The sequence below is a fragment of the Terrabacter sp. 2RAF25 genome (assembly GCF_052115265.1).
Classification (GTDB): domain Bacteria; phylum Actinomycetota; class Actinomycetes; order Actinomycetales; family Dermatophilaceae; genus Terrabacter.
This window is the reverse complement of record NZ_JBFRGJ010000008.1, coordinates 334580-360115: the sequence shown is the minus strand read 5'-3', so window position 1 is coordinate 360115 and position 25536 is coordinate 334580. Positions and strand designations below refer to the sequence as shown.

Here is a 25536-nt window from a genome sequence, read left to right as displayed (position 1 = left end):
TCAGAGCGCTCCCTTGGCGCTGGGGATGCCCACGACACGCGGGTCGGGAGCGACGGCGGCACGCAGTGCCCGCGCGACCGCCTTGAACTGGGCCTCGACGATGTGGTGCGGGTCGCGACCGGCGAGCACGCGCACGTGGAGGCAGAGCCCGGCGTTGTAGGCGAACGACTCGAGGACGTGGCGTGTCATCGAACCGGTGAAGTGGCCACCGATCAGGGCGTACTGCTGGCCATCGGGCTCACCTTCGTGGACGACGTAGGGACGGCCGGCGACGTCGACCACCGCGTGGCACAGCGCCTCGTCGAGCGGCACGGTGGCGTCACCGAAGCGGGAGATGCCGGCCTTGTCGCCGAGGGCCTCGCGCAGCGCCTGCCCGAGGACGATCGCGGTGTCCTCGACCGTGTGGTGAACATCGACGTCGATGTCGCCGGTGGCCTTCACCGTGAGGTCGATGAGCGAGTGCTTGCTCAGCGAGGCGAGCATGTGGTCGTAGAACGGCACGCCGGTGGAGACGTCGGACGTGCCGGTGCCGTCGAGGTCGAGCCAGAGCTCGACGGACGACTCGGACGTCGCGCGCGTGATCTTCGCGGTGCGGGAGGCGGGGCTGGCGGGGCTCGAGGTGCTCATGGCGTGGGCTCCTGGCGGTCGACGTGGGTGGGGGCGAGACGGGTCATCGCCTCGAGGAACGCAGTGGTCTCGTGCGGGTCGCCGGCCGTGACGCGCAGATGACGGGCGATGCCCATGTCACGCACGAGCACCCCCTCGTCGAGCAGCGCCTGCCACGTGGCCTTCTCGTCGTGCAGGCCGCCGAACAGCACGAAGTTGCTGTCGCTGGCGACCGGACGCGCGCCGAGCTCGCCGAGCCGCTCGACGATGCGGTCGCGCTGGTGCTTGATCACCTCGACGGTGCCCAGCATGACGTCGGCGTGCTCGAGCGCCACGCGGGCGATCGTCTGCGTCGGGCTGCTCAGGTGGTAGGGCAGGCGGACGAGGCGCAGCGCGTCGACGAGCTCGGGAGCCGCGACGAGGTAGCCGAGTCGGCCACCGGCGAACGCGAAGGCCTTGCTCATGGTGCGCGTGACGACGAGCCGCGGGTGGTCGGCGAGGAGCGACAGGGCGGACCGGGTGCCGGGCCGGGCGAACTCGGCGTAGGCCTCGTCGACGACGACCACGGCGTTGGGCGCCGCCTGCAGCACCGCGCCGATGACCTCGAAGGGCAGCGCCGTGCCCGTCGGGTTGTTGGGCGAGCAGAGGAAGACGATCGACGGGTCGTGCTCGCGCGCCTGCCGCGCGGCCGACTCCGTGGTGAGGTCGAATGCATCGGGTTCGGTTGCGGCAGAGCGCAGTCCGTCGACCCAGGTCGTGCCCAGCGTCTCGCTGATGATCGGGTGCATCGAGTAGCTGGGCGTGAAGCCGAGAGCGACGCGGCCGTGACCGCCGAACGCCTGCACGACGTGGGACAGCACCTCGTTCGACCCGTTGCCGGCCCAGACCTGCTCGGGCGTCAGCGCCACCCCCGACTGCTTCTCGAGGTATGCCGTCAGGGCCTTGCGCAGCTCGGTGAACTCGCGGTCGGGATAGCGGTTGAGCGCTGCGACGTCACCGGCGAGCGCCGACAGCACGGCGTCGACGACGACCTGCGGCACCGGGTAGGAGTTCTCGTTGGTGTTGAGCCGCACGGGGACGTCGAGCTGAGGCGCGCCATACGGCGAGCGGCCGCGCAGGTCGGGGCGCAGCAGCCGCTGCACCTCCTGCGCCGCGCTCGGAACCGTCGTCGCAGCGCTTTCGACGGTGCTGTCGTCGCTCACTTCGGCACCTCGTCGCCGAAGCGAGCGGTCACGGCCTCGCCGTGGGCCGGGAGGTCCTCGGCCTGGGCGAGGGTGACGACGTGCCGGGCCACACCGCGCAGGGCGGCCTCGTCGTAGTCGACGACGTGGATGCCGCGGAGGAATGACTGCACCGACAGGCCGCTGCTGTGGCAGGCGCATCCGGCCGTGGGCAGCACGTGGTTGGAGCCTGCGGCGTAGTCGCCGAGGCTCACCGGGCTGTGGGAGCCGACGAAGACCGCGCCGGCGTTGCGCACCCGGGCGGCGACGTCGGCGGCGTCGCGAGTCTGGATCTCGAGGTGCTCGGCGGCGTACGCGTTGACGACCTCGAGCCCGGCGTCGAGGTCGTCGACGAGGACGATGCGCGACTGCGTGCCCTCGAGCGCCTCGGTGACCCGCTCGGAGTGCTTCGTCGCGGGCACCCGGCGCGCGAGCGCGCGCTGGGTCTCGTCTGCGAGCGACTCGCTGTCGGTGACGAGCACCGAGGCCGCCAGCGGGTCGTGCTCGGCCTGGCTGACGAGGTCGGCCGCGACGTGGTCGGCGTCGGCGGAGTCGTCGGCGAGGATCGCGATCTCCGTCGGACCCGCCTCCGCGTCGATGCCGATGAGCCCCTTGAGCAGACGCTTCGCAGCGACGACCCAGATGTTGCCGGGCCCCGTGACGAGCGACACGGGGTCGCACGAGACCTGCTCGCCGTCGACGGTGCCCCACTCGGCGTCGTCGTCGACGAAACCGTGCGCGAACATCGCGACTGCCTGCGCCCCGCCGACGGCGTACACCTCGTCGACGCCGAGCAGCGCACAGGCCGCGAGGATCGTCGGGTTGGGGTAGCCGGCGAACTCTCCGGTGTTCTCGCGCTGGGGCGGCGAGGCCACGGCGAGCGAGCCCACCTCGGCCAGCTGGGCGGGCACGACGTTCATGATGACGCTGCTCGGGTAGACCGCGAGCCCGCCCGGCACGTAGAGCCCGACGCGGTCGACGGGGACCCAGCGCTCGGTCACCGTGCCGCCGGGCACGACCTGCGTCGTGGTGTCGGTGCGTCGCTGGTCGGCGTGGACGAGTCGGGCGCGCCGGATCGACTCCTCGAGCGCGGCCCTGAGGTCGGGGTCGAGGCGGTCGAGGGCGGACCGCAGCACGGCGCGGGGCACGCGAAGGTGCCCGGGGCGCACGCCGTCGAAGCGCTCGCCGAGGTCGCGAAGCGCCGCGGCTCCCCGATGCTCGACGTCCTCGCAGATCGGCCGCACCTGCTCGAGGGCGGCCGTGACGTCGAACTCGGCTCGGGGCAGGGCCCGGCGCAGGAAGCGCACGTCGAGCGTGCGTCCGCGCAGGTCGAGGGAGGACATCATGCGCCCAAGTCTAAAAGCCGCCCGGGATCGCCCGGCGCCACGTCTCAGCGAGCGGCGGACCGGCCGCGCAGGAGGGCGGCGACGAGGCCGACGAGAAGGGCGAGGCCGGTGCCCGTCGCAGCGCCCACGAAGGGGTGGTCGGCGAAGACGCGACCCCCGAGGTAGCCGATGCCCGAGCACCAGCTCGCCCACAGGACGCAGGCCACGACGTCGTAGCCGGTGAAGCATCGCAGCGGGAACCCGGTCGCCCCCATCGTCAACGTCGTCGCGGTGCGACCACCGGGAACGAAGCGCGCGCCCACCAGCACCGGGCCGCCGCCGCGTGCCGTCGCCTCGGCGGCCCACGCGTGCGCCCTCGCCGTGCGCGTGCCCGCCGGGACGCGGCAGAGGACGCGCGCGCCGAGCACGCGGCCGACGGCATACGCGACGTGGTCGCCGACCACGGCGCCGAAGGCCCCCGCGAGGACGACCAGCGCGAGGTCGGGACCCTGACCGGCAGCGAAGGTGCCGGCGAGCAGCACGGCGGTCTCGCTCGGCACGAGGGGCAGGAACGCGTCGAGGACCGCCAGCCCGACGAGAAGGGCATAGAGCCACGGCGAGGTCATGACGCCACGGACGAGCTCGAGCGCGGTGTCACCCATGAGCGGACCATAGGTACGCGACGTAACGAGCCGACCCCGCGCCTGCGTCCGCACCGCGAACGACGCGTGAACATCCGCGGCCGTCTCTCCCCGCCGTCACCGGCCTGCTGAATCCTGACCCGCGTCAGGGCAAGGACTGACCAACGACTGACCCGGCACCCACCGCGCCTCCGCCACGCTCGTGGGGCTGACACCCGACCGGGCGCCAGCGCTCCGACTCCCCCACCCGACAGGAGATCCCGTGCCCGTCATCATCCCCAGGCGTCGCATCGCCGCCGCGCTCGCGGGCGTCGTCGTCGCCGTCGTGCCGGCCAGCGTGGCGCTGACCACGGCGGCGGGTTCGCCCGCTGCGGCGCTGCCCATCCCGGCCGTCGCCCCGGCAGCCGTCGCGGCGACACCGCTCACGGTCTCGCAGGCCATCGCGGGCCAGACCGGCCAGAGCGCAACGGTGCGCGGCTTCGTCGTCGGCCAGCCCACCGCGACGAGCACGGTCGTGACCTCGGGCTTCCCCAACGACTACGCGCTCGCCGTCGCCGACTCGGCGTCCGAGACGGCCACGAGCCGGATGCTCTACCTCCAGATCCCCTCCGCCTTCCGGGCGTCGTGGGGGCTCAGGACCAACCCCTCGCTCATGGGCCGCCAGATCGACGTGACGGGCGCGCTGGCCGCGTACTTCTCCCACCCGGGCATGACGGGCACGTCCGCCTTCGCCTTCAGCGGCGGGTCGACGACCACGCCACCCACCACGACGCCGCCCACCAGCACGACCGGCACCAGCGGGCCGTACGACTCGACGTACTACGCACCGGCCATGGGCAAGACCGGCTCCGCTCTTCGGACGTCCCTCCACAGCATCATCAAGGCGCAGACCGTGCTGACCTACGACCAGGTCTGGACGGCTCTCAAGGACACCGACCAGGACCCGAACAACACCAACAACGTCATCGAGATCTACTCGGGCCGCTCGATCGCCAAGTCCGACAACGGTGGTGGCGCCGACCAGTGGAACCGCGAGCACGTCTGGGCCAAGAGCCACGGCGACTTCGGCACGGTCAACGGCCCGGGCACCGACGTGCACCACCTTCGTCCCGAGGACGTCACCGTCAACAGCGACCGCGGCAACCTCGACTTCGACAACGGTGGTTCCGCGGTGGCCCAGTGCACCGGGTGCCTGCGCGACGGCGACTCCTTCCAGCCGCGCGACTCGGTCAAGGGCGACGTCGCCCGGATGATCTTCTACATGGCACTGCGCTACGAGGGTGAGGACGGCTGGCCGAACCTCGAGCCCAACGAGTCGGTGAACAACGGGACGGCTCCCTCCATCGGCAAGCTCTCGGTGCTCAAGGCGTGGAGCGCCGGTGACCCGCCGGACGCGTTCGAGAAGCGCCGCAACCAGGTCATCTACGACACGTGGCAGCACAACCGCAACCCGTTCATCGATCACCCCGAGTGGGTCACCGCGATCTGGGGATCCTGACCCTCGCTGCCCCTACACGAGGGCGCCGGCCGTGCTCACGACGTCTGGTCGATGAGCACGGCCGTCTCCCAGGCCCACTGGCGCCACAGGTCGTAGCGGCCCGAGCGGCCTCCGTGCCCCGCCGCCATCTCCGTGCGGAAGAGCAGCTGCGGCGTCTCGGTGCCCGGAGGAGCTGCGAGGTCGGCGTGCCGGAGGGCCGCCACCCACTTCGCCGGCTCGGTGACGAAGACTCGCGTGTCGTCGAGCCCGGCCGTCACGAGGATGCTGGGCCGCCTGCCCGGACTCACGTTCTCGTAGGGGGTGTAGGACCGGATGAGGTCGTAGGCCGCATGGTCGTCGAGCGGGTTGCCCCACTCCTCCCACTCCACGACCGTGAGCGGCAGGCTCGGGTCGAGCACAGAGCTCAGGGCGTCGACGAACGGCACCTGCGCGTGCACGAAGCGGAACCGGTCCGGCGCCTGGTTGACCACCGCGCCGATGAGCAGACCGCCAGCCGAACCGCCCTCTGCCGCAAGGCGGCCCGGCGCCACGATGCGTGCCTGCACGAGGTGGTCGGCGCAGGCCACGAAGTCAGTGAAGGTGTTGGGCTTGGCCTCGAGCTTGCCGTCGTCGTACCACGTCCTGCCCATCTCGGAACCGCCGCGCACGTGCGCGATGGCGAAGACCCAGCCACGCTCGAGGAGCGACAGCCGCCGCACGGAGAACCACGGGTCGCTCGGGATGCCGTAGGCGCCGTACGCGTTGAGCAGCCCCGGCGCGGTGGCGTCGGCCGCGACGTCGTCACGGTGGACCACGGAGATCGGGATGCGAGTGCCGTCCGGCGCCGTGGCCCACTCGCGGCGCTGGCGGTAGCGACCGAGGTCGACGTCTCCGCGCACGTGCTGCTGCTTGAGGAGCGCGAACGTACGCGTGTGCACGTCGTAGTCCTCGACGGTGCGAGGCGTGACGAGCGACTCGTGGACGACCTGGAGCGTGCGCGTGGTCGACTCGGGGTTCACGCCGACGAGCAGCGTGCCGATCGGTTCGCCCACGGCGACGTCGTGCGCCTCACCGAGCCCGTTCGCCGCCGACGGGTCGCGCAGCACGACACGGATGCCCGTGCCGCCCTCACGGCGCAGCGAGACCGCGATGAAGTCGTCGAATCCCTCTGCGCCAGTGACGTACTCGTCCTCCGACGTGACGTCGAGCGACACCCACTCATCGGCTGAGGTGCAGGTGACGGGCGCGATGGCGAGCTCGAAGTTGACGCGCCCCGCGTTGTGGGTGACGAGCAGCTGGTCGCCGAACGGCTCGATGTCGTACTCGACGCCCTGCCGGCGTGGTGCCACGACCCGAGGTGTGCCCAGCGGGTCGTGTGCGTCGAGGAGCCGGAACTCGCTCGTCGTCTTCGAGCCGATGGCGATGATGACGAGCCGGTCGTCCCGCGAGGAGCCGACCCCGACGAAGAACCGCTCGTCGGTCTCCTCGTGCACGAGCACGTCGGCCTCTGCGGGCGTGCCGACCTCGTGGCGCCACACCTGGTGCGGGCGCCACGCGTCGTCGACCCTCGTGTAGAACAGGTGACGCTGGTCGAGCGACCACGCCAGCGAGCCCCCGGTGCGGCGCACCGTGTCGTCGAGCTGGACCCCGTCCGCGATCCGTCTCACCCGCACGTCGTAGCGCTCGTCGCCGACGACGTCGACGGCATACGCGAGCAGGTCGCCGGTGGGTGACACCTCGCTGGCGCCCACGGCGAAGAACTCGTGGTCGCGGCCCTCCTCGTTGTGGTCGAGCAGCACCTGCTCTCCCACCGGCGGGCGGCCCTCGTCGAGAACGGGGCGCTCGGGGTGGTCGGCGGTGACCACGCGCGCCTCGACGGCGTACTGCTCGCCCTCGACGGTGCGCGAGTAGTACCACCAGCGGTCGTGGCGCACCGGCACGGACAGGTCGGTCTCCTCGATGCGCGAACGGAACTCCTCGAAGATCGTGTCGGCGAGCGGACGCAGGTGCTCCGTGCGCTCGGTCGCCCAGGCGTTCTCGGCCGCGAGCAGCGCGCGGAGCTCCGCCGAGTCGCGGTCGGCCATCCAGGCGTACGGGTCCTCGAAGCGGTCACCGTGGTGCTCACGGACGACGGGGTCGCGTCGCGCGACGGGGGGCTCCAGCATCCGTGCAGTCTAGGAGGGCAGCGTGGTGCGACCCGGCAGGTGGGGCGGTGCGCCCGACACGCTGCACGGCGTCGCCGTGGTGTGCCCGAACGCGGGACGGCCCGGGATCGCAGGGATCCCGGGCCGTCCTCAAGACGGGGGTGTGGCAGGTCAGTGGATCTTGACCTGGCCCTGCACCCGCTGCGTGCCGCTGTCGTAGGCCACGGCACCGGCCGGGTCACGCACGACGAGGCGCAGGGTGTCGCCGCTCGCCGCGTCGGTGGCGGTCACCTCGAACCGGTAGCCCGGGGCGCCCCCGACGGTGGCCGAGCCAGCGAGGCGGGCCGTGTCACCGGTGACGACGAGCCAGTCGAGGCCACTCGAGGCAAGCACCATCCCGGGCGTCGACAGCGTGAACGAGCCGTCGGGGCGGCTCGTCCGCGACGCGTACCGCGCCGACACCTGGAACTGCGCCTTGCCGGTGGCGGATGGGTCGCCCGTGATGGCGCCCTTCGGCGACGCGAACCATCCACCGCCGGTGAGGAACCCTGCGGCGCGGTCGTAGACGACGACCGTCGTCGTGCTCGTGTCGCTGTTGCCCCACTGGTCGGTGACGGTGACCGTCACCGGGTAGACACCGGCGGCCGCGTAGGTGTGGCTCCCGCTGACGGCAGAACCGGTCACGGTGCCGGCACCGGTGGATCCGTCGCCCCAGGCGACCGACGCGGTGTGCGTGTCGAGGCCGTCGGCGTCGGTGAACGAGGCGCTCACAGCGACCGGGGAGCCGACCGGGACTGCGGCCGACGGCCCGCTCACGGCGCCGACCACGGGAGCGGCGTTGGTGAGGTCGAGACCCACGACGACCGGGTCGTGGTCGGAGATGCGGTACTCGTCACGCGCGTACAGCGTGCCGACCTGGTTCGCCGTCTTGAACTCGGTGTTGTAGTCGAGGATCGAGGGCTCGTCGGCGTTGATGTGCCAGTCGGCGACCCCGGCCACCTGGCTGCTGATGGAGGCCGAGCCGAGCGCGTGGTCGAGGTAGCCCCACTGCCCGTCGAACGCGTAGGAGTACGCCTCGCGGCCGTTGCGCTGCTCGATGAGGTTGGTGAAACCAGCCCCTTCGAGCGTCGTGATGGGGTCCTCCTTGGCGTAGGAGTTCATGTCGCCGAGGATGAGCACATCGGGGTCGCCCGTGCCCGTCGGGTCGCCGGCGAGCCAGTCCGCGAGGAGCTGGGCCGAACGGACGCGCACCGCGGTGCAGTTGCCCTGACCGTCACCGGCGTCGGGCTGGTCGCACGCGCTGCCCTTGCTCTTGAGGTGGTTCGCCACGGCCACGAACGTGCCGCCGGTGGTGTTGTCGCGGAAGGCCTGCGCGAGGGACGGCCGGTTGCGCGGGGCCGAGTCGCCACCGTTGACGAAGTCGACGGTGTTGAGCGCGGCGGTGGTGCCCACCGGGGTGACGGCCGTGGGCTTGTAGAGCATGCCGACCTTGATCGCGTCGGTGCCCATCGCGTCGACCTGCCCGGTGCGGGCGTCGGCGTCGATGAACGACCAGACGCCGTCGCCGTCCTTCTCGTTGAGCTTGCCCACGAGGAACTGCTCTGCGCTGTCGGCGCCGTAGCCGTCGTTCTCCATCTCCATGAAGGCCACGACGTCGGCCTTCGTGCCCGAGACGGCAGCGACGGTCTTGCGCCACTGCCGGTCGAACTCGGCTGGGGTGTTGGCGCCACGGCAGTCCATCGGGGCGCCGATCGTGCCTCCCTTGCAGTTGTTCGCCTTCGAGTCGAGCGTGTTGAAGAAGTTGAGTAGGTTCATCCCGACGACGCGGGTGTGGCCACCGACCGCCGGCGACGTCTCCGGCCGCGGGTTGGTCGGCTGGAAGTCGACAGTGTCGGCCGGTGTGACCGGCCGGATGCGGTAGGCGTTGGGGCTCGACGCGTTGCCGCCCCAGGTGTAGTTGAGCACGCCCGTCAGTCCGGTCACCGTGTCGCCGCCGCGCAGCGTGTTCGCGGCAGAGAGGGGCTGGCCACCGCGCCCGAAGACGATCGGGTCGACGTTCTGGGCCTGCGACGTGTCGTCGAGGATGATCTTGCGCTTGTCGTTGGCGGCCTGCACCGCAGCAGCATCGGCGCCGGGGGCGGCGACGTTGGTCGGCTGCTCGAGGCGGCCTGCCTGCGACAGGGTGACCTGCCCGAAGCGACCGAGCTGGAAGTGCTCGGTGACGCTCATGGCCTGCGGGAGCGTCACGAGCATGCCCTCGTAGCGCTCGAGCGTCGTGGCCGAGGCGACGGGGAACGTCACGTCGGTGGGGGTCACCGAGCCCGTGCCGCAGACGGCGACGGTGCTCGCGCTGACCTGCGTCTGGCCCTGGTTCTCGCCCGCGGTGCCGGTCACCGTGACGAGGTCACCGACCTTGACCGAGTCGGCGCTGCTGCTCTCGAAGACGAAGATGCCGTCGGACGTCGCGGGGTCGTTGTCGCCGTTCGGGTCCTGGATGAAGAAGCCACGCAGGGCCGGGGAGGCACCCTCGTAGTCGCCGACCACGACGCCGCGGGTGGTGACCCGGCCGGTCACGGCCGCGGTGTCGCCACTGCCCTGGATGACGGGGATCGACGTCGTCGGTGCCTCGCACGGGTTGCCCGCCGGCGTGGCGAAGTGCAGCACGAAGTCCGACGTGAGGGTGTCGGGCGGGTCGATCGCGTCGACGTCGGAGACCGAGCCGCCGGTGACGGTCAGGGTGCACGCATCGCCCGCGGCGAAGTCGCGAGCCGGGTCCAGGGTGTAGGTGGTCTGCCCCGTGTTGCTCAGCGCGAATGCCTTCGTGCCACTGACGGAGCAGACGAGGGAGAACGCACTCGCAGGCGCCGTGACCGGCTCGGAGAACGTGACCGACACGTTCGCACCGGCGGAGACCGAGCTGCTCCCCTCGGTCGGGGTCGTCGAGGTGACCGACGGGGCGACGTCGTTCGCCGGGCCGCCGTCGACCGTGTGGCTGCCGAGACCGTCGAACGTGTCGCTGTCGTAGCCGTTCCACTCGACCGATGGGTCGAACGCGTCGGCACCGTTGGTGTCGCCGCTCGTGACGGACGACCGGCGGCGAAGCGTGTTGTCCATCGTCGAGGTGAGGCCCGTGCCCCACTCGTTCGTCGGCCGTACGCCCACCTGGCCGAGGACGTCGACCACCGTGGTGTCCTTGCGGAGCACGACCGCGTCGTCGCCGTTCCAGTTGGCGCTGCCGCTCTGCTGGTCGGACAGCGACGTGAGAGCGGCGACGGCGCCGCTGTTGGCGAGCACGTGGACGTCACCCGATGCGACGGTGCCGGTGAGGGCGATCGTGCTCGTGGCGGCCGTGGCGCCGTTGGCGAAGACCTGCACGTCGTACTTGGCCGCGGCCAGGTCGATGGTCGCGCCCGTGCCGTTGTAGATCTCGAGGGCCTTGTTGCTGCTCGAGCCCTCGACGTACTCGCTGATGAACAGCTCCGACGGGGCCGCCGCTGAGGCCGGTGCGGCCGCGACGAAAGGGGTGATGCCCACGGCGAGCGCAGCGGTGGTGACCGCGGCTACCCGACGCAGGGCAGGACGAGATTGACGCATTGAAGATCCTCCCTGGGACCGGCTCTTCCGCTCGGTCTGCGGGTCACCCTAGACGGGGTCGCGCCGTCTCGCGCGTCGAGATCCCGACGGCCTGCTGAACGGCCGGTGACATCGCAGCGGCGCCCGGAGGGGTGGCGGGCACGGTAGGTCCGGCACCTCGTCAGGGCGTCGGACCGAGGCTCTCCCCCGCCCCCTGCCCGAGGTCCGGGCAGCTGCCCGGCCACGCTGACAGTCGGCGTCGCGTGACGAACCGGCGCGGTCTCCCGTCGACCGGGTCGTCGAAGGCGAGGACGGCCGCGAGCAGCTGCAACGGACGTGAGAAGTCGTCGAGGGGCACGTCGATCTCGACGGGGTAGAGCGGGTCGTCGACGATCGGGATGCCCAGCCCGTCGAGCTGGCAGCGCAGCTGGTGGGTGCGACCGGTGCGCGGGCTCAGCCGGTAGAGCCCGATGAGCTCCCCCACGCCCGGGCCCCTTCCCGGTCGTCGCGCTGTCTCGAGCAGCTCGACGAGCGTCTCGGCGTTGGGTTCGGCACCCGGCACCTCGTGCGCCTGGTGTGTGCCGTGCCGCTTGACCAGATGCGTGCGGCGCACGACCGGGAGCACGAGGTCGTCACGCACGGGCGCGACGGCGAGGTACTCCTTGTGGGCCAGACCCTCGGCGAAGACGCGCTGGTAGGCACCGCGCCACCGCTGCTCGGCGGTGAACATCAGCACGCCCGCGGTCGGTCGGTCGAGCCGGTGGGCCGGGGTCAGCCGGTCGAGACCGGTGAGGACGCGCGTGCGCGCCAGGGCGCTCTGCACGACGTGCCGGCCGCGCGGCATCGTGGCCATGTCGTGCGGCTTGTCGACGACGACGATGCGGTCGTCGCGGTGCAGGACGTCGAGCGTGTCGGGGTGCACGACCTCGGCGGGCAGGTCACGGTGTGCCCAGACGACCGACTGCGGCACGAACGGGGCATCGGCGGGAACGGGCGTCCCTGCGGCGTCGACGAACTCGCCGGCGGTGAGCATTCGGTCGACCTCGTTCGGGGTCAGGCCGCCAGCCAGACGCTCCACGAGGTGGTCGCGCAGGGACGTCCACGGTCCACCCTGCGGCATACGGAAGCGCTGGGCGTCGACGCCGTCACGAAGGGGTAGCGGCGACGGCGGGATGGCGCCGCGCGCCACTCAGCGCACCTTCGCGGGTTCGGCGAGCGCGACCTCGACGTCGGCACCGAGGAACCGGCCGTATGCCGCCGCGGCCCGTTCGACGTCGCGCCTCCGGCTCGCGCCCAGCGGGACGAACGGAGACACCTCGACGACGGTGCGGCGGGTGCCCTGCTGCCGCCGCCACGTGCCGGCCACCTCACCGTCGATGACGAGAGTCGGCTTGAACACCATGTTGCGGCCGGGGACGACGCGGTGGAAGTGCTCGGGCGGCAGCGTGACGTCACGGGACTTGTAGCCGAGGAGGAACTCGTCCCACTGCGGGAGCAGGTGGACGCCGCTGTGCCCCAAGGGTTCTGACGTGTCAAGGGCGCCGGCGCGAGGTCCACCCGCCCTGTCGACATGAGAGAGCCACACCTGGCCGTCGACCTCCTCGCGCACCAGCTGGTGCTCGACGAGCGCGAGCGCCTCGCGAGTGAGGCCGAGCGGCTTGAGCAGCCAGCCGGCGAGGTCCTTCTCCGTGACCGGGCCGTGGCCACGGAGGTAGCGCTCGGCCATGGTGGCGAGGCCCTCCTCGCGGGAAGGCTTGCGCGAGTGCGGAACCCAGCTGTCGATGAGGACGAAGCTCGGCTGCCGGCCGATGATCGGTCCTTGGCAGAGCAGCCCGGTCATGCAGTGGTGGCCGACGAGGTGGTAGGCCCGCTGGCCGGTCGGGTCGATGCCAGCATCGACGAGCAGGGCGATGACGTCGGGCCGGCTCACCGGCTCTCTGAGGTGCTCCTCGAAGAGGCGACCGGCGAGGTCGATGTGGGCTGCGCCGATGCCGAGCTGCGCGTAGCGGGTCGCGAGCTGCTTGCCGCGCGGCGCGGCGAGCAGCTCGCACATCCAACGGGCGTCCTCGGCCGGCACCCAGTGGATCGTGCCGCGCATCGGCCAGGTGCGCACGATCTCGCGGCGCTCGACGGCCTGCTCGACCTCGGCCAGGGTGAGCCCGGAGCGGACTCCGAGCGACCAGACGCCGCTGCCGTAGTCCTGGGCCTGCAGGGCTCCGAGGCTGCGCGTGACCTCGAGGGCCGGGACGGAAGCCGCTGCGCTGCCCAGGGCGGGGGCGAGTCCGAGCGCGGCCATCCGCGCCCGGCGCAGACGCTTGCGGTCGGCCGCCGCCATCGGGCTCACGTCAGCTCAGGCACGCCGGACCGAGGAGGGCCTTCAGATCGCCGAAGAGCGCCGACGTCGCGTTGACGCGCAGGGAGTCGTCGAGCGACATGAGCACCGATCGCCCGGGCTGGGTCAGCTTGACTTGCACCTCGGTGGCCCCGGGGTGCTCGCCCAGCACACGCTTGAGGCTCTCGGCGACCGCCGCGGTGGCGCGCCCGAGTGGGAGGGTCAGCACGACGGGACCGCGCGGACCCTCCTTGATGTCGGGGATCATCAGCTCCTGCGCGAAGATCGAGATCGAGTCGTCGCGCGCGCTGATGCGACCCTTGACGGCGCACACGGTGTCCTGCGCGAGCATCGTCGAGTAGGTCATGTAGGCAGACGGGAAGAAGAGGCACTCGATCGCACCGTCGAGGTCCTCGACCGTGGCGATGGCCCAGAGGTCGCCCTTCTTGGTGCGCTTCAGCTGCAGGCTCGTGATGAGGCCGGCCACCGTGACGGGCGTGCCGTCACCCTTCGGGTCGTCGCCCATGAGCGAGGCGATCGAGGTGTCGGCGTGGGTGGCGAGGATGTGCTCGATGCCGAACAGGGGGTGGTCGCTGACGTAGAGACCGAGCATCTCGCGCTCGAACGAGAGCAGCGTCGCCTTGTCCCACTCCATCGTCGGCACCGGCGGGAGCCCGTCGAAGGCACCGGCCTCACCAGCGGCACCGGTGTCGGCCTCGTCAGCGAAGCTGCCGAAGAGGCTGTCCTGGCCGATGGCCTCCTGCTTCTTCACCTCGACGAGGGCGTCGATGTAGCGCTCGTGCACCTCGACCATGCCGCGGCGGCTCTCACCGAGCGAGTCGAAGGCGCCGCCCTTGATGAGCGACTCGATGGTGCGCTTGTTGCAGACGACCGCCGGCACCTTGGAGAGGAAGTCCTTGAACGAGGCGAAGGCGCCCTTCTCCTCGCGGGCCTTGACGATGGCCTGGACGACGGGCAGGCCCACGTTGCGGATGGCGGCGAGACCGAAGCGGATGTCGGTGCCCACGGCCGCGAAGTTGGCGACCGACTCGTTGACGTCGGGGGGCAACACCTTGATGCCCATGTGCCGGCACTCGTTGAGGTAGAGCGCCGACTTGTCCTTGTCGTCGCGCACGCTGGTGAGCAGTGCCGCCATGTACTCGGCGGGGTAGTTGGCCTTGAGGTAGCCGGTCCAGTAGGAGACGAGGCCGTATGCCGCCGTGTGCGCCTTGTTGAACGCGTAGTCGGAGAAGGGGACCAGGACGTCCCACAGGGCCTTGACCGACGCCTCGTTGAAGCCCTGCGCCTTCATGCCCGTGGAGAAGGGGACGTACTCGGCGTCGAGGACCTCCTTCTTCTTCTTGCCCATGGCACGACGCAGCAGGTCGGCGTTGCCGAGCGTGTAGCCGGCGAGCTTCTGGGCGATCTCCATGACCTGCTCCTGGTAGATGACCAGGCCGTAGGTCATGCCGAGGATCGGGTCGAGGGCCTCCACCATCTCGGGCTGGAGCTTGCCCTCCAGCTTCGGGTCGAGGGGGGTGAGGGCCTGCTTGCCGTTCTTGCGCAGCGCGAAGTTCGTGTGGGCGTTCACACCCATCGGACCGGGCCGGTAGAGCGCCAGGGCGGCCGAGATGTCCTCGAAGTTGTCGGGCTGCATGAGACGCAGCAGCGCCCGCATGCCGCCGCCGTCGAGCTGGAACACGCCGAGCGTGTCACCCCGCCCGAGCAGGTCGTAGGTCGCCTTGTCGGTCATGTCCTTGGACAGCGCGTCGAGGTCGATGTCCTCGTCGCGGTTGACCTTGATGTTCTCGATGGCGTCGTCGAGGATCGTCAGGTTGCGCAGGCCCAGGAAGTCCATCTTGACCAGGCCGAGCGACTCGCAGCTCGGGTAGTCGAACTGCGTGATGACCTGGCCGTCCTGCAGCCGCTTCATGATCGGGATGACGTCGACGAGCGGCTCGCTGCTCATGATGACGCCGGCCGCGTGCACGCCCCACTGGCGCTTGAGCCCCTCGAGGCCCTTGGCGGTGTCGACGACGTCCTGGAAGTGCTTCTCGGTCTGCACGAGGGCCCGGAAGTCGACGCCCTCGTTGTAGCGCTTGTGCTCGGGGTTGTAGATCTCGGAGAGCGGCACGCCCTTGCCCATGACATCGGGCGGCATCGCCTTCGTCAGCTGCTCGCCGACTGCGAAGGGGTGGCCCATGACGCGGCTGGCGTCCTTGACGGCCTGCTTGGCCTTGATGGTGCCGTAGGTGACGATCTGCGCGACGCGCTCGGAGCCGTACTTCTCGGTGACGTAGCGGATGACCTCACCGCGCCGGCGCTCGTCGAAGTCGACGTCGAAGTCGGGCATCGACATGCGCTCGGGGTTGAGGAACCGCTCGAAGATGAGTCCGTGGGGCACGGGGTCGAGGTCGGTGATGCCCATGGCGTACGCGCACATGGAGCCGGCGCCGGAGCCACGGCCGGGGCCGACACGGATGCCGTTGCGCTTGGCCCAGTTGATGAAGTCGGCGACGACGAGGAAGTAGCCGGGGTAGCCCTTGGAGACGATGACGTCCTCCTCGAAGGCCGCCTGCTTGCGCGCGTAGTCGGGCACCCCCTCGGGGAACCGCCGCTGCAGGCCGGTCTCGACCTCCTTGATGAACCACGACGTCTCGTTCTCACCCTCGGGGCAGGGGAAGCGCGGCATGTAGCGCCCCTCCCCCTCCTCGAAGGAGACCTCGCAGCGCTCGGCGATGAGCAGCGTGTTGTCGCACGCCTCGGGCAGCTCACGCCACAGGTGGCGCATCTCCTGGGCGGACTTGAGGTAGAAGTCCTCGGCGTCGAACTTGAACCGGTTGGGGTCCATCAGGGTCGAGCCTGACTGGACGCAGAGAAGGGCTGCGTGCGCCTTGGCGTCCTCGGCGCGGGTGTAGTGGAGGTCGTTGGTCGCGACGAGGGGCAGCTTGAGGTCGCGGGCGAGGCGGATGAGGTCCTTCTGGGTGCGCCGCTCGATGTCGAGGCCGTGGTCCATGAGCTCGACGTAGACGTTCTCGTTGCCGAAGATGTCGCGCAGCTCGCCGGCGACCTCACGAGCCTCGTCGTACATCCCGAACCGGAGCTTGGTCTGGATCTCGCTCGAGGGGCAGCCCGTCGTGACGATCAGGCCCTTGCCGTAGGTCGAGAGCAGCTCACGGTCGATGCGCGGCCACTTCGTGTAGACCTGGTCGAGGCTCGCGATCGAGGTCATCCGGAAGAGGTTGTGCATGCCCTCGTTGTTCTCGGAGAGCATCGTCATGTGGGTGTAGGCGCCACTGCCGGAGATGTCGTCGCGGCCGCCGTCGCCCCAGCTGACCTTCGTGCGGTCGGTGCGATGCGTGCCGGGCGTGATGTAGGCCTCGACGCCGATGATCGGTTTGACGCCGGTGCCCTGCGCCTTCTTCCAGAACTCGTAGGCGCCGAACACGTAGCCGTGGTCGGTCGTCGCAAGCGCCGGCATGCCCATGCGTGCCGCCTCGGAGAAGAGGTCGCCGATGCGGGCCGCACCGTCGAGCATGGAGTACTCCGTGTGCACGTGGAGGTGCACGAAGTTCTGGTCGTTGCGCGGGGCTGCTTCGGTCGACATCGTGGACGAGTCTAAGCCCGCCCACCGACGCCCCCGCGCGTGTCGTCGGGGGTGTCGGAGACGGCACCCGCCCCACGCTCGGGGCAGCGTTCACCCTCTTCTCGAGGGTTAACCCTCAGAGGGTTGCGACGACGTCGAGGGCGCGCTGCAGGTCCTCAGGGTAGGCGCTCTCGAAGTGGACGTACTGCCCCGTGCCCGGGTGCTCGAAACCCAGGCCGGTCGCGTGCAGCCACTGACGGTCGAGGCCCAGCCGCGACGCGAGCTTGGGGTCGGCGCCGTAGAGGGGGTCGCCGCAGCAGGGATGCTTGAGCGCAGCCATGTGGACGCGGATCTGGTGGGTGCGCCCGGTCTCGAGGTGGATCTCGAGCAGGCTCGCGTGCCGGAAGGCCTCGAGCACCTCGTAGTGGGTGACCGAGTGCTTGCCGGTGCTCATGACCGCGAACTTGAACTCGGCGCCCGGGCGTCGACCGATCGGCGCGTCGACCGTGCCGACGAGCGGGTCGGGCAGCCCTTGGACGAGCGTGTTGTAGGTCTTGTCGACCTGGCGGCTGCGGAACATCTGCTTGAGGCGGGAGTAGGCGTACTCGCTCTTGGCGACGACCATGAGGCCCGACGTGCCCACGTCGAGGCGGCTCACGATGCCCTGGCGCTCAGGCGCACCCGAGGTCGAGATGCGGTAGCCCGCGGCGGCGAGTCCACCGACGACGTCGGGCCCGGTCCAGTTCAGGCTCGGGTGCGCAGCGACCCCCACCGGCTTGTCGACCACGACGATGTCGTCGTCGTCATGGACGATCGTCATGCCCGGCACGGGCTGGGCGATGACCGCGATGCTCGGGCTCTGCTCGGCCGCTGGCAGTGACACCTCGAGCATCGCGCCGGCCGAGAGCCGCTCGGACTTCGCGACGGTCTTGCCGTCGACGACGACGTGACCGTCGGCGGCGAGGTCGGCCGCCTTGGTGCGTGAGACGCCGAAGAGGCGCGCCACGCCGGCATCGACGCGCTCACCCTCGAGACCGTCGGGGACGAGGACGGTGCGCACGTCAGGCATCGTCGCCCCGCCCCCTGGGCGTGTCGTCGTCGTGACGCAGCGGCGACCGGTCGTCGGATCTCGGCCCACCGCGGTCGCGTCGGCCGTCGACCCCGATCCCGAGCAGGGCGAGCAGCACGATGAGGCCGGCGGCCGACACGATCCAGATGTCGGCGACGTTGCCGATGAACCACCGGTTGTAGTCGATGAAGTCGACGACGTGACCCTGGCCGCCCCCCGGCGGACGCACGAAGCGGTCGGTGAGGTTGCCGATGGCCGCCCCGAGCAGCAGCCCGAGGGCGACGGCCCAGGCGCGCGACCCGAGCTGTCGCGCGACGACCACGATGGCCACGAGCACCGCGAGCGCGATACCGGTCATCACCCACGTGTTGCTGGCCCCCAACGACAGCGCCGCCCCCGGGTTGCCGATGAGCTTGAAGCGGATGAGGTCACCGATGAACGGCCGGGGCTCGCCGTCGGCGAGCGCATCGAGGGCAACCATCTTGCTCAGCTGGTCGCTGAGGTAGGCGAGCACCGCGACGGCCCCGAGCACGACGAAAAGCCGCTTGCGCCGGGCAGGCGTCGGGCGGCTCTCGTCGACGGGGGTCGAGCTCACGGTCTCGCGGGTCGTAGTGGTGGACACGCCGTCGACGCCCACAGGGGGCGTCGTCGTGGCGTGGTCGGGCGTCAGTGGCGGTCCTGCTTCTGCTGGCATGTCATGCACAGGGTCGCACGAGGACGTGCCTGAAGTCGAAGCTTGCCGATCGGGTTGCCGCAGTTCTCGCAGATGCCGTACGTGCCGGCCTCGAGCTGCTCGAGCGCGTGCTCCGCCTGGAGCAGGCTCGCCCGCGCGTTCGCCGCGACCGAGATCTCGTGCTCCCGCTCGGCCGTCTTGGCTCCGGCGTCGGCCTGGTCGTCGCCGGCGCCGTCTCCGGACGCCCGCAGCAGGTCGTCGAGCTCGTCCTCGGCGAGCTTCAGCTCGACCCGGTGCTGCTCGATCTCGTCGACCAGGACACCGCGCACCTCGCGGATCTCGTCCTCGTTCCAGGGGCTCTCGTCGTCCTTGACCCGAAGGCGCTCGGCGATGGACCGGGCGGTGGGCTTGCTTGCCGTCTTCGATGAGGTCTTCGTCGCGCTGGCGCGGGGACCTGCGGTTGAGCTCGTCGTCACTGCTGCCTTCTTCGTACGCGTGGCGGGGGCCTTGGTGGCGGGCTTCGCGCTCGCCGCACCCGCTCTGGTGGATGTCGTGGGAGACGGCCTGGCGGCCGTTGCGGTTCGGGGGGACGTGCGCGGGGCCGACCCCGACGCACTCTTCGTGGCGGCCTTCTTGGCGGGCGTGGAGCTCTTCGCCGTCGAGACCTTCGTGGCGGGCGTCGCCTTCTTCGTCGCGCCGCCCTTGCCGGACCCGGCCGCTGACCTCGCAGCCGGGACTGCCTTCGTCGCAACCTTCGTCGCAGCGACGCTCTGCTTCGACGGGGCCTTCTTCGTCGGACTCGCCTTCTTCACGGTGGCCTTCGCGGCGGGGGCCGTCTTCGCGGTCGTCTTGGCGGCGGGGGCCTTCTTCGCGGTCGTCTTCGCGGTCGTGGCCCTCGTCGCGCTCTTCGCCGCGCCCTTTGCCGCGCCCTTTGTCGCTGCCTTCTTCGCGGGCGACGACTTCGTGCCGACGGCCTTCGTCGGGGCCGCCGTTGCCGCACCGGCGCTCGTCGCCTTGCGGCCTGCGGCACGTGCGACGGCGCCCTTCACCGCGCCGGCGGCCTTGGCTGCAGTGCGAGCGACCGCCGTTCGGGCGTTCGTGCCGTTGGCGGACGCGGCCTTGCCGGTGTGGCTGGTGGCCGGGCTCTTCTTGGCGGCGCTCTTGGCGGTGGATCCGGGGGGTGAGACCTTCTGCGCGCCAGCGGTCTTCGTCGCTCCCGCGGTGCGTTTCGCCGCCGTCGCCTTCGTGGTCGCCTTCGTCTCGGCGCCCGTCCTGCTGGTCGCGGTGGAACGCGTGGCCGCGGTCGCCGCTGCCGTCGTCTTCTTCGCCGCCATCAGATCCTCCGTCGCTCGAGCCGTCGACGCTGACAAGTGGGGCTGACAATAAGCCCCTCGGGGTGCCCGCACAAACGCGAAACGCAGATGCGGCTCAAGAGTTCGCCCCTCGAATACAACGCCGGCCGCCCGGGAGGGTTCCCGGACGGCCTGCGTGCGTCTGATCGAGCTAGGGGCTCAGCCCTGGTTGCCGTCACCGGCGCCGGCGTGGGCCGGCTCCTGGACGCTCGAGTCGAGGTCGTGGAGCTGACCCTCGATGTAGGACTTGAGGTTGGTGCGGTAGTTCTTCTCGAAGCCGCGCAGCTCGGAGATCTTGCGGTCGAGCAGGCCCTTCTGCTTGTCGAGCTCCTCGAGCAGGGCTGCCTTCTTCTGCTGCGCCTCGGCGACCATGCCGGTGGCCCGCTCGCGGGCCTCGGTGAGCATCTGGTCGCGCTGCGAGCCGGCCTCGCTGAGCATCTGGTCGCGCTGCGAGGTGGCCTCGGCGATCATCTGGTCGCGCTGCGAGGTGGCCTCGGCGATCATCTGGTCGCGCTGCGTCGCCGCCGCGGCCGCGAGCTGCTCGGCCTGCTGCGTGGCCTCGTCGTGGCGGGCCTGGCCGGTGTTGATGAGCTCGTCGTGTCGGGCCTGTGCAGCCGCGAGCATGTCGCGGTGGCGGTTCTCCGCCTCGGAGATGAGCTCGTTGCGTCGCGTCTCGCCGGCTGCGACGTGCTCGTCGTGCAGGCGCTGGGCCAGGGCGATGACCCCGGCGGCGTCGAGGTTGCCGGACACGGCCGGGGCCTCAGGGGCAGCGGCAGCGGCGGCGGAAACGGCGGGCGCCTTGGCGGCCTCGTCGCGCTGGCGCTTGGCGTCGGCGGCGGCCTCCTCGCGCAGACGCTTCGCGTCGGCGGCAGCAGCCTCGGCGTCGGACTGGGCCTTGGCGGCGCGCTCGTCGGCCGCCCGGGCGTTCTCCTGCGCCTTGCTCAGCTTGGCCTCGGCCTCGGCGACCTGCGAGTTCAGGCCGTTGAGCTTGGCCTGCGCGTCGTTGAGCGCCTGCGAGTCGACCGCGGACTTCGCGGCGGCCTCGGCACGCTCGGCCTCGGCCTTGGCACGCTCGACGCGCTCCTTGGCCGCGCGCTCGGCGTTCTCGGCGTCGGCCTTGGCCTTGGCCGCGCGGTCCGTGGCCGCCTTGAAGGCGCGCTCGGCGTCCTGGATCTTCGCGGTGAGGCCGCCGAGCTTGGCGTCGTCGCCGGGACGACCCACGGCCGGCATGGCCGCGGTGGCGCCGTCGGCACGGACCGCCGACTGGTTCTTGCTCGCGCGGCAGTCGTTGAGCTGCTTCAGGTAGTCGTCACGCTGCTCGATGAGCGAGCGCATCTCCGCCACGATCTCGTCCAGGAAGTCGTCAACGTCCCGCTCCTCGTAGCCACGGCGAAACTGCGTGGTCTGGAAGTGCTTGTTGAGCACCTGTTCCGGCGTAAGCGCCATGGGTCACCTCGATACAGACGGAATGGTTCGGGTCAACGGTATCTAACGTTCCGGTCACGAACCAAAGCCATCCTCACCGATCGGCGCGCGCGCCGCCTCCCGAGCTGCGGGATCCGACGTGCGCCGAGGGGTCAGAAGAAGCTCGGCACGTTGAGGGCGAGAGAGGTCAGCAGCATCAGGACGAGGAAGCTGAGGTCGAGCCGGACGCCACCGAGGCTCGGTGACGGGATCACTTTGCGCAGGGCACGCAGGGGTGGGTCGGTGACGGTGTAGACCGCCTCGGCCAGGACCAGGACCACCCCGGAAGGCCGCCACGACCGGGCGAGCACCTGCACCCAGTCGATCACGAAGCGACCGATGAGGGCGATGAAGAAGGTGAAGACCACCACCCCGTAGATGGTCCAGAACGCGTCCATGTCGGCCAGTGTCCCTGATGTGCGGGCAAGAGTGTGAACCGGGGCCATGATCCATATGCGACCGTGACCCCCGATCGGACTCGTGACGGACCGGTGGGGTCAGCTCTGGTTGAAGAAGCCGCGGGTGGAGGTGGTGGGGGTCTCGGGCTCGTCGGCAGCGATCTCGACGTGGGCCGGCGACAGCAGGAACACCTTGGAGGTGACCCGCTCGATCGTGCCGTGGAGTCCGAAGACGAGGCCGGCGGCGAAGTCGACGAGGCGCTTGGCGTCGGCGTCGTCCATGTCGCTGAGGTTCATGATGACCGGCACCTGGTCGCGGAACCACTCACCTATGTTCTTGGCCTCGTTGTAGGTGCGCGGGTGGATGGTCGTGATGCGGTTGAGCGACCCGACCTCCACGTCGCGCACCACGGCGGCGACGGGGCGCTTGGTCGGCAGCTGCGTCACGGCTGCGGTGTGCTCGGGCTCGTCGTCGTAGCGGTCGGACTCGTCGTAGGCGTCGTAGTCGTCGTAACGGTCGTGGCGCTGGTCCTCCTCGCTGAGTCCGAGGTACACCATCGTCTTGCGCAGTGCCCCTGCCATGGCCAACTCCCAAACGCTCGATTGCGGTCGCTGCCGACGTTACAGAAGTGACGGACGTGATCCGAGGATTGCCGTGCCGACACGCAGGTGTGTCGCCCCCTGCCGGATGCCGGCCTCGAGGTCGGCGCTCATGCCCGCCGACAGCCAGTCGGCTCCGGGGTGACGGGCACGTATGCCGTCAGCCACCTCGCGCAGCCGGGCGAAGGCCTCGTCGGGGTCGGCCCCGAGCGGGGCGACGGCCATCACGCCCTTGAGGGTGAGCAGCCCGTGCCCGGCGACCGCGTCGGCAAGACCGGCGGCTGCCTCGGGCAGGACCCCGCCACGCGCGGTGTCGCCGTCGAGGCTCACCTGGAGCAGCAGCCGCAGCTGCCGGTCGGCGGCGTGCGCCCCGCGGTCGAGCGCGGCCACGAGCTTGGGCCGGTCGACCGACTGGACCACGTCGGCGTAGCCGGCGACGTGCCCTGCCTTGTTGCTCTGGAGCTGCCCGATGAAGTGCAGCGTCAGCTCGGTCTCGCCCTCCTCCGCGAGGGAGTGGCGGACGACGCGGAACTTCTCCCCGGCCTCCTGGTCCCGGTTCTCGCCGAAGTGACGCATCCCAAGGCGATGGAGCATCAGGACGTCCGACGCCGGGAAGTACTTGGTGACGACGACGAGGGTGACCTCGCCGGGGTCACGGCCCGCCGCCTCGCAGCCGCGCTCGATGCGCGCGTGGACCGCGGCGAGGTTATCGCGCAGCTGCCCCAGCCTCTTCTCGTCCTGCCGCTCGTCCTGCCGCTCGTCCTGCGGCTCGTCCTGCGGCTCGAGCTGCGGGCCGTCAGGGCCGGTCATGCGTGTGCCGCCCGACGCAGGACGACACCGGCGAACCGCCCCGTGCGACCGTCGCGGCGGTAGGAATAGAGGTCGCCGCTCTCGCGCGTGCAGCCCGGCACCCAGTGGACGGCGACCCCGGCCGAGGCGAGCTGCTCGACGACCCCCGTTGCGACGTCGATGGCGGGCGTGCCCGTCCACGATCTCGCCGCCGAGGCCGGTGCCGTCGCGGCAGCAGCCCTGGACATCTCCTCCGGCACCTCGTAGCAGCGCCCGCACACGGACGGCCCCACGGTCGCAGAGATCTCGCGCGCGCCGAGGTCGCGCATCGCCTCGACCGCGCGCACGGCCACGCCGGCGACCATCCCGGGCCGACCCGAGTGCACCGCGCCCAGCACGCCGGCGTCGACGTCGTGGAGAAGGACTGGCACGCAGTCGGCCACCAGCACCGCGAGGGCGAGGCCCGGTGTGCGCGTGACGATCCCGTCGACCGGCGGTGGCTCGCCGTGCCACGGCGAGTCCACCTCGACGACGTCGGCCCCGTGCACCTGGTTCATGAACACGATCTGCTCGCGATCGAGGTCGAGCTCACCCGCCAGGGCCCGGCGGTTCGCCTCGACCTCGTCGGCGTCGTCGCCCACGTGGCCGCCGAGGTTCAGCCCGGCAAACGGGCCGCTCCCCCGCCCGGCGGACCGTCCGGTGAAGCCCAGCTCGACGCGGCCGCCGGGAGAGTCGCCGCCGATCGCGGAGCGCCAGTAGAACACGAGGACAACCTACGTCGAGTGCCCACGTCCCCACGCGGCGGGCCGGACGGGCATCCGCAGGTGTGGGGAGGTGGGCACTCGACAGTGGTTGCTGCAGGGCCTACTTCAGGAAGTCGGGCACGTCGAGGTCGTCGCCCTCGTCGAACGTCACCTGACGCGGGGGCTGCTGCACCGGCTGCGACGGGGCGTGGTGCTGGGGCTGCTGCGCCTGCTGGTGCTGGGCCGGCTGGTGCTGCTGCACCGGGGCCCCGACCGGCTGCTGGGTGGGCAGCTGCTGGGCCTGTGCCGGAGCGGGCGCGGCGTACTGCGGGGACTGCTGCGGAGCGCTCGGCTGCTGGGCCACACCGTTGGTGTGCTGCGGGGCGGTGTGCTGCGGTGCCGGCGCCGCCGGGCGCTGCTGCTGGGCCTGCGGGCGTCCCATGACCTGTCCGAGCGCACGGTCGTCGTGACGCTGGGTGGGACCGCCGCTGTCGAACCCGGCCGCGATGACCGTGACGCGGACCTCGTCGCCGAGCGCGTCGTCGATGACCGCACCGAAGATGATGTTGGCCTCGGGGTGTGCCGCCTCCTGGACGAGACGCGCCGCCTCGTTGATCTCGAAGAGACCGAGGTCGGAGCCACCCTGGATCGACAGGAGCACGCCGTGGGCACCGTCGATGGAAGCCTCGAGCAGCGGGCTGCTGATGGCGAGCTCGGCCGCCTGGACGGCGCGGTCCTCACCGCGGGCGGACCCGATGCCCATCAGGGCCGAGCCGGCGCCCTGCATGACCGACTTGACGTCGGCGAAGTCGAGGTTGATCAGGCCCGGCGTCGTGATGAGGTCGGTGATGCCCTGGACACCCGACAGCAGCACCTGGTCGGCCGAGCGGAAGGCATCCATCATCGAGACGTTGCGGTCGCTGATCGACAGCAAGCGGTCGTTGGGGATGACGATCAGCGTGTCGACCTCCTCGCGGAGGCTGCCGATGCCCGACTCGGCCTGGTTGGCGCGGCGCCGGCCCTCGAAGGTGAACGGACGCGTCACGACACCGATGGTCAGCGCGCCGAGCTGTCGGGCGATGCGGGCCACGACAGGAGCGCCACCGGTGCCCGTGCCACCGCCCTCACCGGCCGTCACGAAGACCATGTCGGCCCCCTTGAGGACCTCCTCGATCTCCTCGGCGTGGTCTTCGGCGGCCTTCTTGCCCACCTCGGGGTCGGCGCCGGCGCCCAGCCCGCGGGTCAGCTCGCGGCCGACGTCGAGCTTGACGTCGGCGTCACTCATGAGCAGCGCCTGCGCGTCGGTGTTGATGGCGATGAACTCGACGCCCTTGAGGCCGACCTCGATCATGCGATTGATGGCATTGACGCCGCCGCCGCCGATGCCGACGACCTTGATGACGGCCAAGTAGTTCTGCGGTGCTGCTGCCACGAGAGTGGGCCTTCCTGACTGGTGGTGCCGGTGCTGCGATGGGCTGGGGACGTGCGTGGAGCTGTCGGTGTCGCGGCTCGTTCCGAGCCTGTAAGCCCTCAAACCTTAAACG

The 25536-nt window shown here is 70.8% G+C and carries 20 protein-coding genes; 2 read left to right on the top strand and 18 right to left on the bottom strand.

The features are described from left to right. The 4 genes from hisB to AB4091_RS19340 are packed head-to-tail and all read right to left on the bottom strand — an operon-like array spanning position 1 to position 3813. Positions 1–627 (bottom strand): imidazoleglycerol-phosphate dehydratase HisB, encoded by a 627-nt coding sequence (gene hisB, locus AB4091_RS19355; RefSeq protein ID WP_442294022.1) that lies wholly within the window; start codon positions 625–627, stop codon positions 1–3. Further along, on the bottom strand, positions 624–1808 hold the full coding sequence (locus AB4091_RS19350; RefSeq protein WP_442294020.1) for a histidinol-phosphate transaminase: 1185 nt from the start codon (positions 1806–1808) through the stop codon (positions 624–626). The genes hisB and AB4091_RS19350 overlap by 4 nt, the downstream gene beginning before the upstream one ends. Beyond that, positions 1805–3172 (bottom strand): histidinol dehydrogenase, encoded by a 1368-nt coding sequence (hisD, locus tag AB4091_RS19345; protein WP_442294018.1) that lies wholly within the window; start codon positions 3170–3172, stop codon positions 1805–1807. Before hisD ends, AB4091_RS19350 begins: the two co-directional genes overlap by 4 nt. Positions 3173–3216: 44 nt before the next feature. After that, positions 3217–3813 carry a DedA family protein gene (locus AB4091_RS19340; RefSeq protein ID WP_442294016.1) on the bottom strand — a complete coding sequence of 199 codons (597 nt, stop codon included), beginning with the start codon at positions 3811–3813 and terminating at the stop codon, positions 3217–3219. Between the two features lie 241 nt (positions 3814–4054). Here AB4091_RS19340 and AB4091_RS19335 point away from each other — a divergent pair, with 241 nt between their 5' ends. Continuing rightward, on the top strand, positions 4055–5290 hold the full coding sequence (locus tag AB4091_RS19335) for an endonuclease (protein ID WP_442294014.1): 1236 nt from the start codon (positions 4055–4057) through the stop codon (positions 5288–5290). 35 nt (positions 5291–5325) lie between these two features. Here AB4091_RS19335 and AB4091_RS19330 read toward each other — a convergent pair whose 3' ends face one another. The 8 genes from AB4091_RS19330 to AB4091_RS19295 all read right to left on the bottom strand — a co-directional run bounded on the left by AB4091_RS19330 (position 5326) and on the right by AB4091_RS19295 (position 19122). Further along, a complete protein-coding gene (locus AB4091_RS19330) occupies positions 5326–7434 on the bottom strand; it encodes a S9 family peptidase (protein ID WP_442294012.1) in 2109 nt (702 codons plus the stop codon). A gap of 150 nt (positions 7435–7584) precedes the next feature. Then, positions 7585–11007 (bottom strand): ExeM/NucH family extracellular endonuclease, encoded by a 3423-nt coding sequence (locus AB4091_RS19325; protein WP_442294010.1) that lies wholly within the window; start codon positions 11005–11007, stop codon positions 7585–7587. Positions 11008–11167: 160 nt separating this feature from the next. Then, the gene (locus AB4091_RS19320; RefSeq protein WP_442294008.1) at positions 11168–12175 is read right to left on the bottom strand and encodes a pseudouridine synthase; all 1008 of its coding nucleotides are present in this window, start codon (positions 12173–12175) and stop codon (positions 11168–11170) included. After that, positions 12176–13321 carry a winged helix DNA-binding domain-containing protein gene (locus AB4091_RS19315; RefSeq protein WP_442294006.1) on the bottom strand — a complete coding sequence of 382 codons (1146 nt, stop codon included), beginning with the start codon at positions 13319–13321 and terminating at the stop codon, positions 12176–12178. Between the two features lie 10 nt (positions 13322–13331). Continuing rightward, positions 13332–16925 carry a DNA polymerase III subunit alpha gene (gene dnaE / locus AB4091_RS19310; protein WP_442294004.1) on the bottom strand — a complete coding sequence of 1198 codons (3594 nt, stop codon included), beginning with the start codon at positions 16923–16925 and terminating at the stop codon, positions 13332–13334. Positions 16926–17040: 115 nt separating this feature from the next. Next, positions 17041–17973, bottom strand: coding sequence for an RluA family pseudouridine synthase (locus AB4091_RS19305; RefSeq protein ID WP_442294002.1), 933 nt, complete (start codon positions 17971–17973; stop codon positions 17041–17043). Beyond that, on the bottom strand, positions 17966–18667 hold the full coding sequence (gene lspA / locus AB4091_RS19300) for a signal peptidase II (RefSeq protein WP_442294000.1): 702 nt from the start codon (positions 18665–18667) through the stop codon (positions 17966–17968). Before lspA ends, AB4091_RS19305 begins: the two co-directional genes overlap by 8 nt. Next, complete coding sequence (locus AB4091_RS19295) at positions 18640–19122, bottom strand: TraR/DksA family transcriptional regulator (protein WP_442293998.1); 483 nt, start codon at positions 19120–19122, stop codon at positions 18640–18642. Before AB4091_RS19295 ends, lspA begins: the two co-directional genes overlap by 28 nt. A 76-nt stretch (positions 19123–19198) precedes the next feature. Here AB4091_RS19295 and AB4091_RS19290 point away from each other — a divergent pair, with 76 nt between their 5' ends. Then, positions 19199–20026 (top strand): hypothetical protein, encoded by an 828-nt coding sequence (locus AB4091_RS19290; RefSeq protein ID WP_442293996.1) that lies wholly within the window; start codon positions 19199–19201, stop codon positions 20024–20026. A gap of 131 nt (positions 20027–20157) precedes the next feature. Here the strand turns inward: AB4091_RS19290 and AB4091_RS19285 are convergent, their stop codons facing one another. From AB4091_RS19285 to ftsZ, 6 genes are all read right to left on the bottom strand, one after another. Beyond that, the gene (locus AB4091_RS19285; RefSeq protein ID WP_442293994.1) at positions 20158–21444 is read right to left on the bottom strand and encodes a DivIVA domain-containing protein; all 1287 of its coding nucleotides are present in this window, start codon (positions 21442–21444) and stop codon (positions 20158–20160) included. 131 nt (positions 21445–21575) lie between these two features. Continuing rightward, on the bottom strand, positions 21576–21860 hold the full coding sequence (locus AB4091_RS19280; RefSeq protein WP_150988137.1) for a YggT family protein: 285 nt from the start codon (positions 21858–21860) through the stop codon (positions 21576–21578). A gap of 99 nt (positions 21861–21959) precedes the next feature. After that, positions 21960–22442 (bottom strand): cell division protein SepF, encoded by a 483-nt coding sequence (locus AB4091_RS19275; protein WP_442293991.1) that lies wholly within the window; start codon positions 22440–22442, stop codon positions 21960–21962. 39 nt (positions 22443–22481) lie between these two features. After that, a complete protein-coding gene (locus AB4091_RS19270) occupies positions 22482–23270 on the bottom strand; it encodes a YggS family pyridoxal phosphate-dependent enzyme (RefSeq protein ID WP_442293989.1) in 789 nt (262 codons plus the stop codon). Beyond that, positions 23267–24013, bottom strand: coding sequence for a peptidoglycan editing factor PgeF (pgeF, locus tag AB4091_RS19265; RefSeq protein ID WP_442293987.1), 747 nt, complete (start codon positions 24011–24013; stop codon positions 23267–23269). The genes AB4091_RS19270 and pgeF overlap by 4 nt, the downstream gene beginning before the upstream one ends. A gap of 100 nt (positions 24014–24113) precedes the next feature. Further along, positions 24114–25424 carry a cell division protein FtsZ gene (gene ftsZ / locus AB4091_RS19260; RefSeq protein WP_442293985.1) on the bottom strand — a complete coding sequence of 437 codons (1311 nt, stop codon included), beginning with the start codon at positions 25422–25424 and terminating at the stop codon, positions 24114–24116. Between the last annotated feature and the right edge of the window lie 112 nt (positions 25425–25536).

Coding starts and splice junctions, on each gene's coding strand:
- AB4091_RS19330 (WP_442294012.1), bottom strand. CDS start 7,434: ATGCTGGAGCCCCCCGTCGCGCGACGCGACCCCGTCGTCCGTGAGCAC.
- dnaE (WP_442294004.1), bottom strand. CDS start 16,925: ATGTCGACCGAAGCAGCCCCGCGCAACGACCAGAACTTCGTGCACCTC.
- AB4091_RS19280 (WP_150988137.1), bottom strand. CDS start 21,860: ATGGACGCGTTCTGGACCATCTACGGGGTGGTGGTCTTCACCTTCTTC.
- AB4091_RS19305 (WP_442294002.1), bottom strand. CDS start 17,973: ATGCCTGACGTGCGCACCGTCCTCGTCCCCGACGGTCTCGAGGGTGAG.
- AB4091_RS19340 (WP_442294016.1), bottom strand. CDS start 3,813: ATGGGTGACACCGCGCTCGAGCTCGTCCGTGGCGTCATGACCTCGCCG.
- hisD (WP_442294018.1), bottom strand. CDS start 3,172: ATGATGTCCTCCCTCGACCTGCGCGGACGCACGCTCGACGTGCGCTTC.
- hisB (WP_442294022.1), bottom strand. CDS start 627: ATGAGCACCTCGAGCCCCGCCAGCCCCGCCTCCCGCACCGCGAAGATC.
- AB4091_RS19325 (WP_442294010.1), bottom strand. CDS start 11,007: ATGCGTCAATCTCGTCCTGCCCTGCGTCGGGTAGCCGCGGTCACCACC.
- AB4091_RS19275 (WP_442293991.1), bottom strand. CDS start 22,442: ATGGCAGGGGCACTGCGCAAGACGATGGTGTACCTCGGACTCAGCGAG.
- AB4091_RS19315 (WP_442294006.1), bottom strand. CDS start 13,321: ATGGCGGCGGCCGACCGCAAGCGTCTGCGCCGGGCGCGGATGGCCGCG.
- lspA (WP_442294000.1), bottom strand. CDS start 18,667: ATGCCAGCAGAAGCAGGACCGCCACTGACGCCCGACCACGCCACGACG.
- AB4091_RS19285 (WP_442293994.1), bottom strand. CDS start 21,444: ATGGCGCTTACGCCGGAACAGGTGCTCAACAAGCACTTCCAGACCACG.
- AB4091_RS19270 (WP_442293989.1), bottom strand. CDS start 23,270: ATGACCGGCCCTGACGGCCCGCAGCTCGAGCCGCAGGACGAGCCGCAG.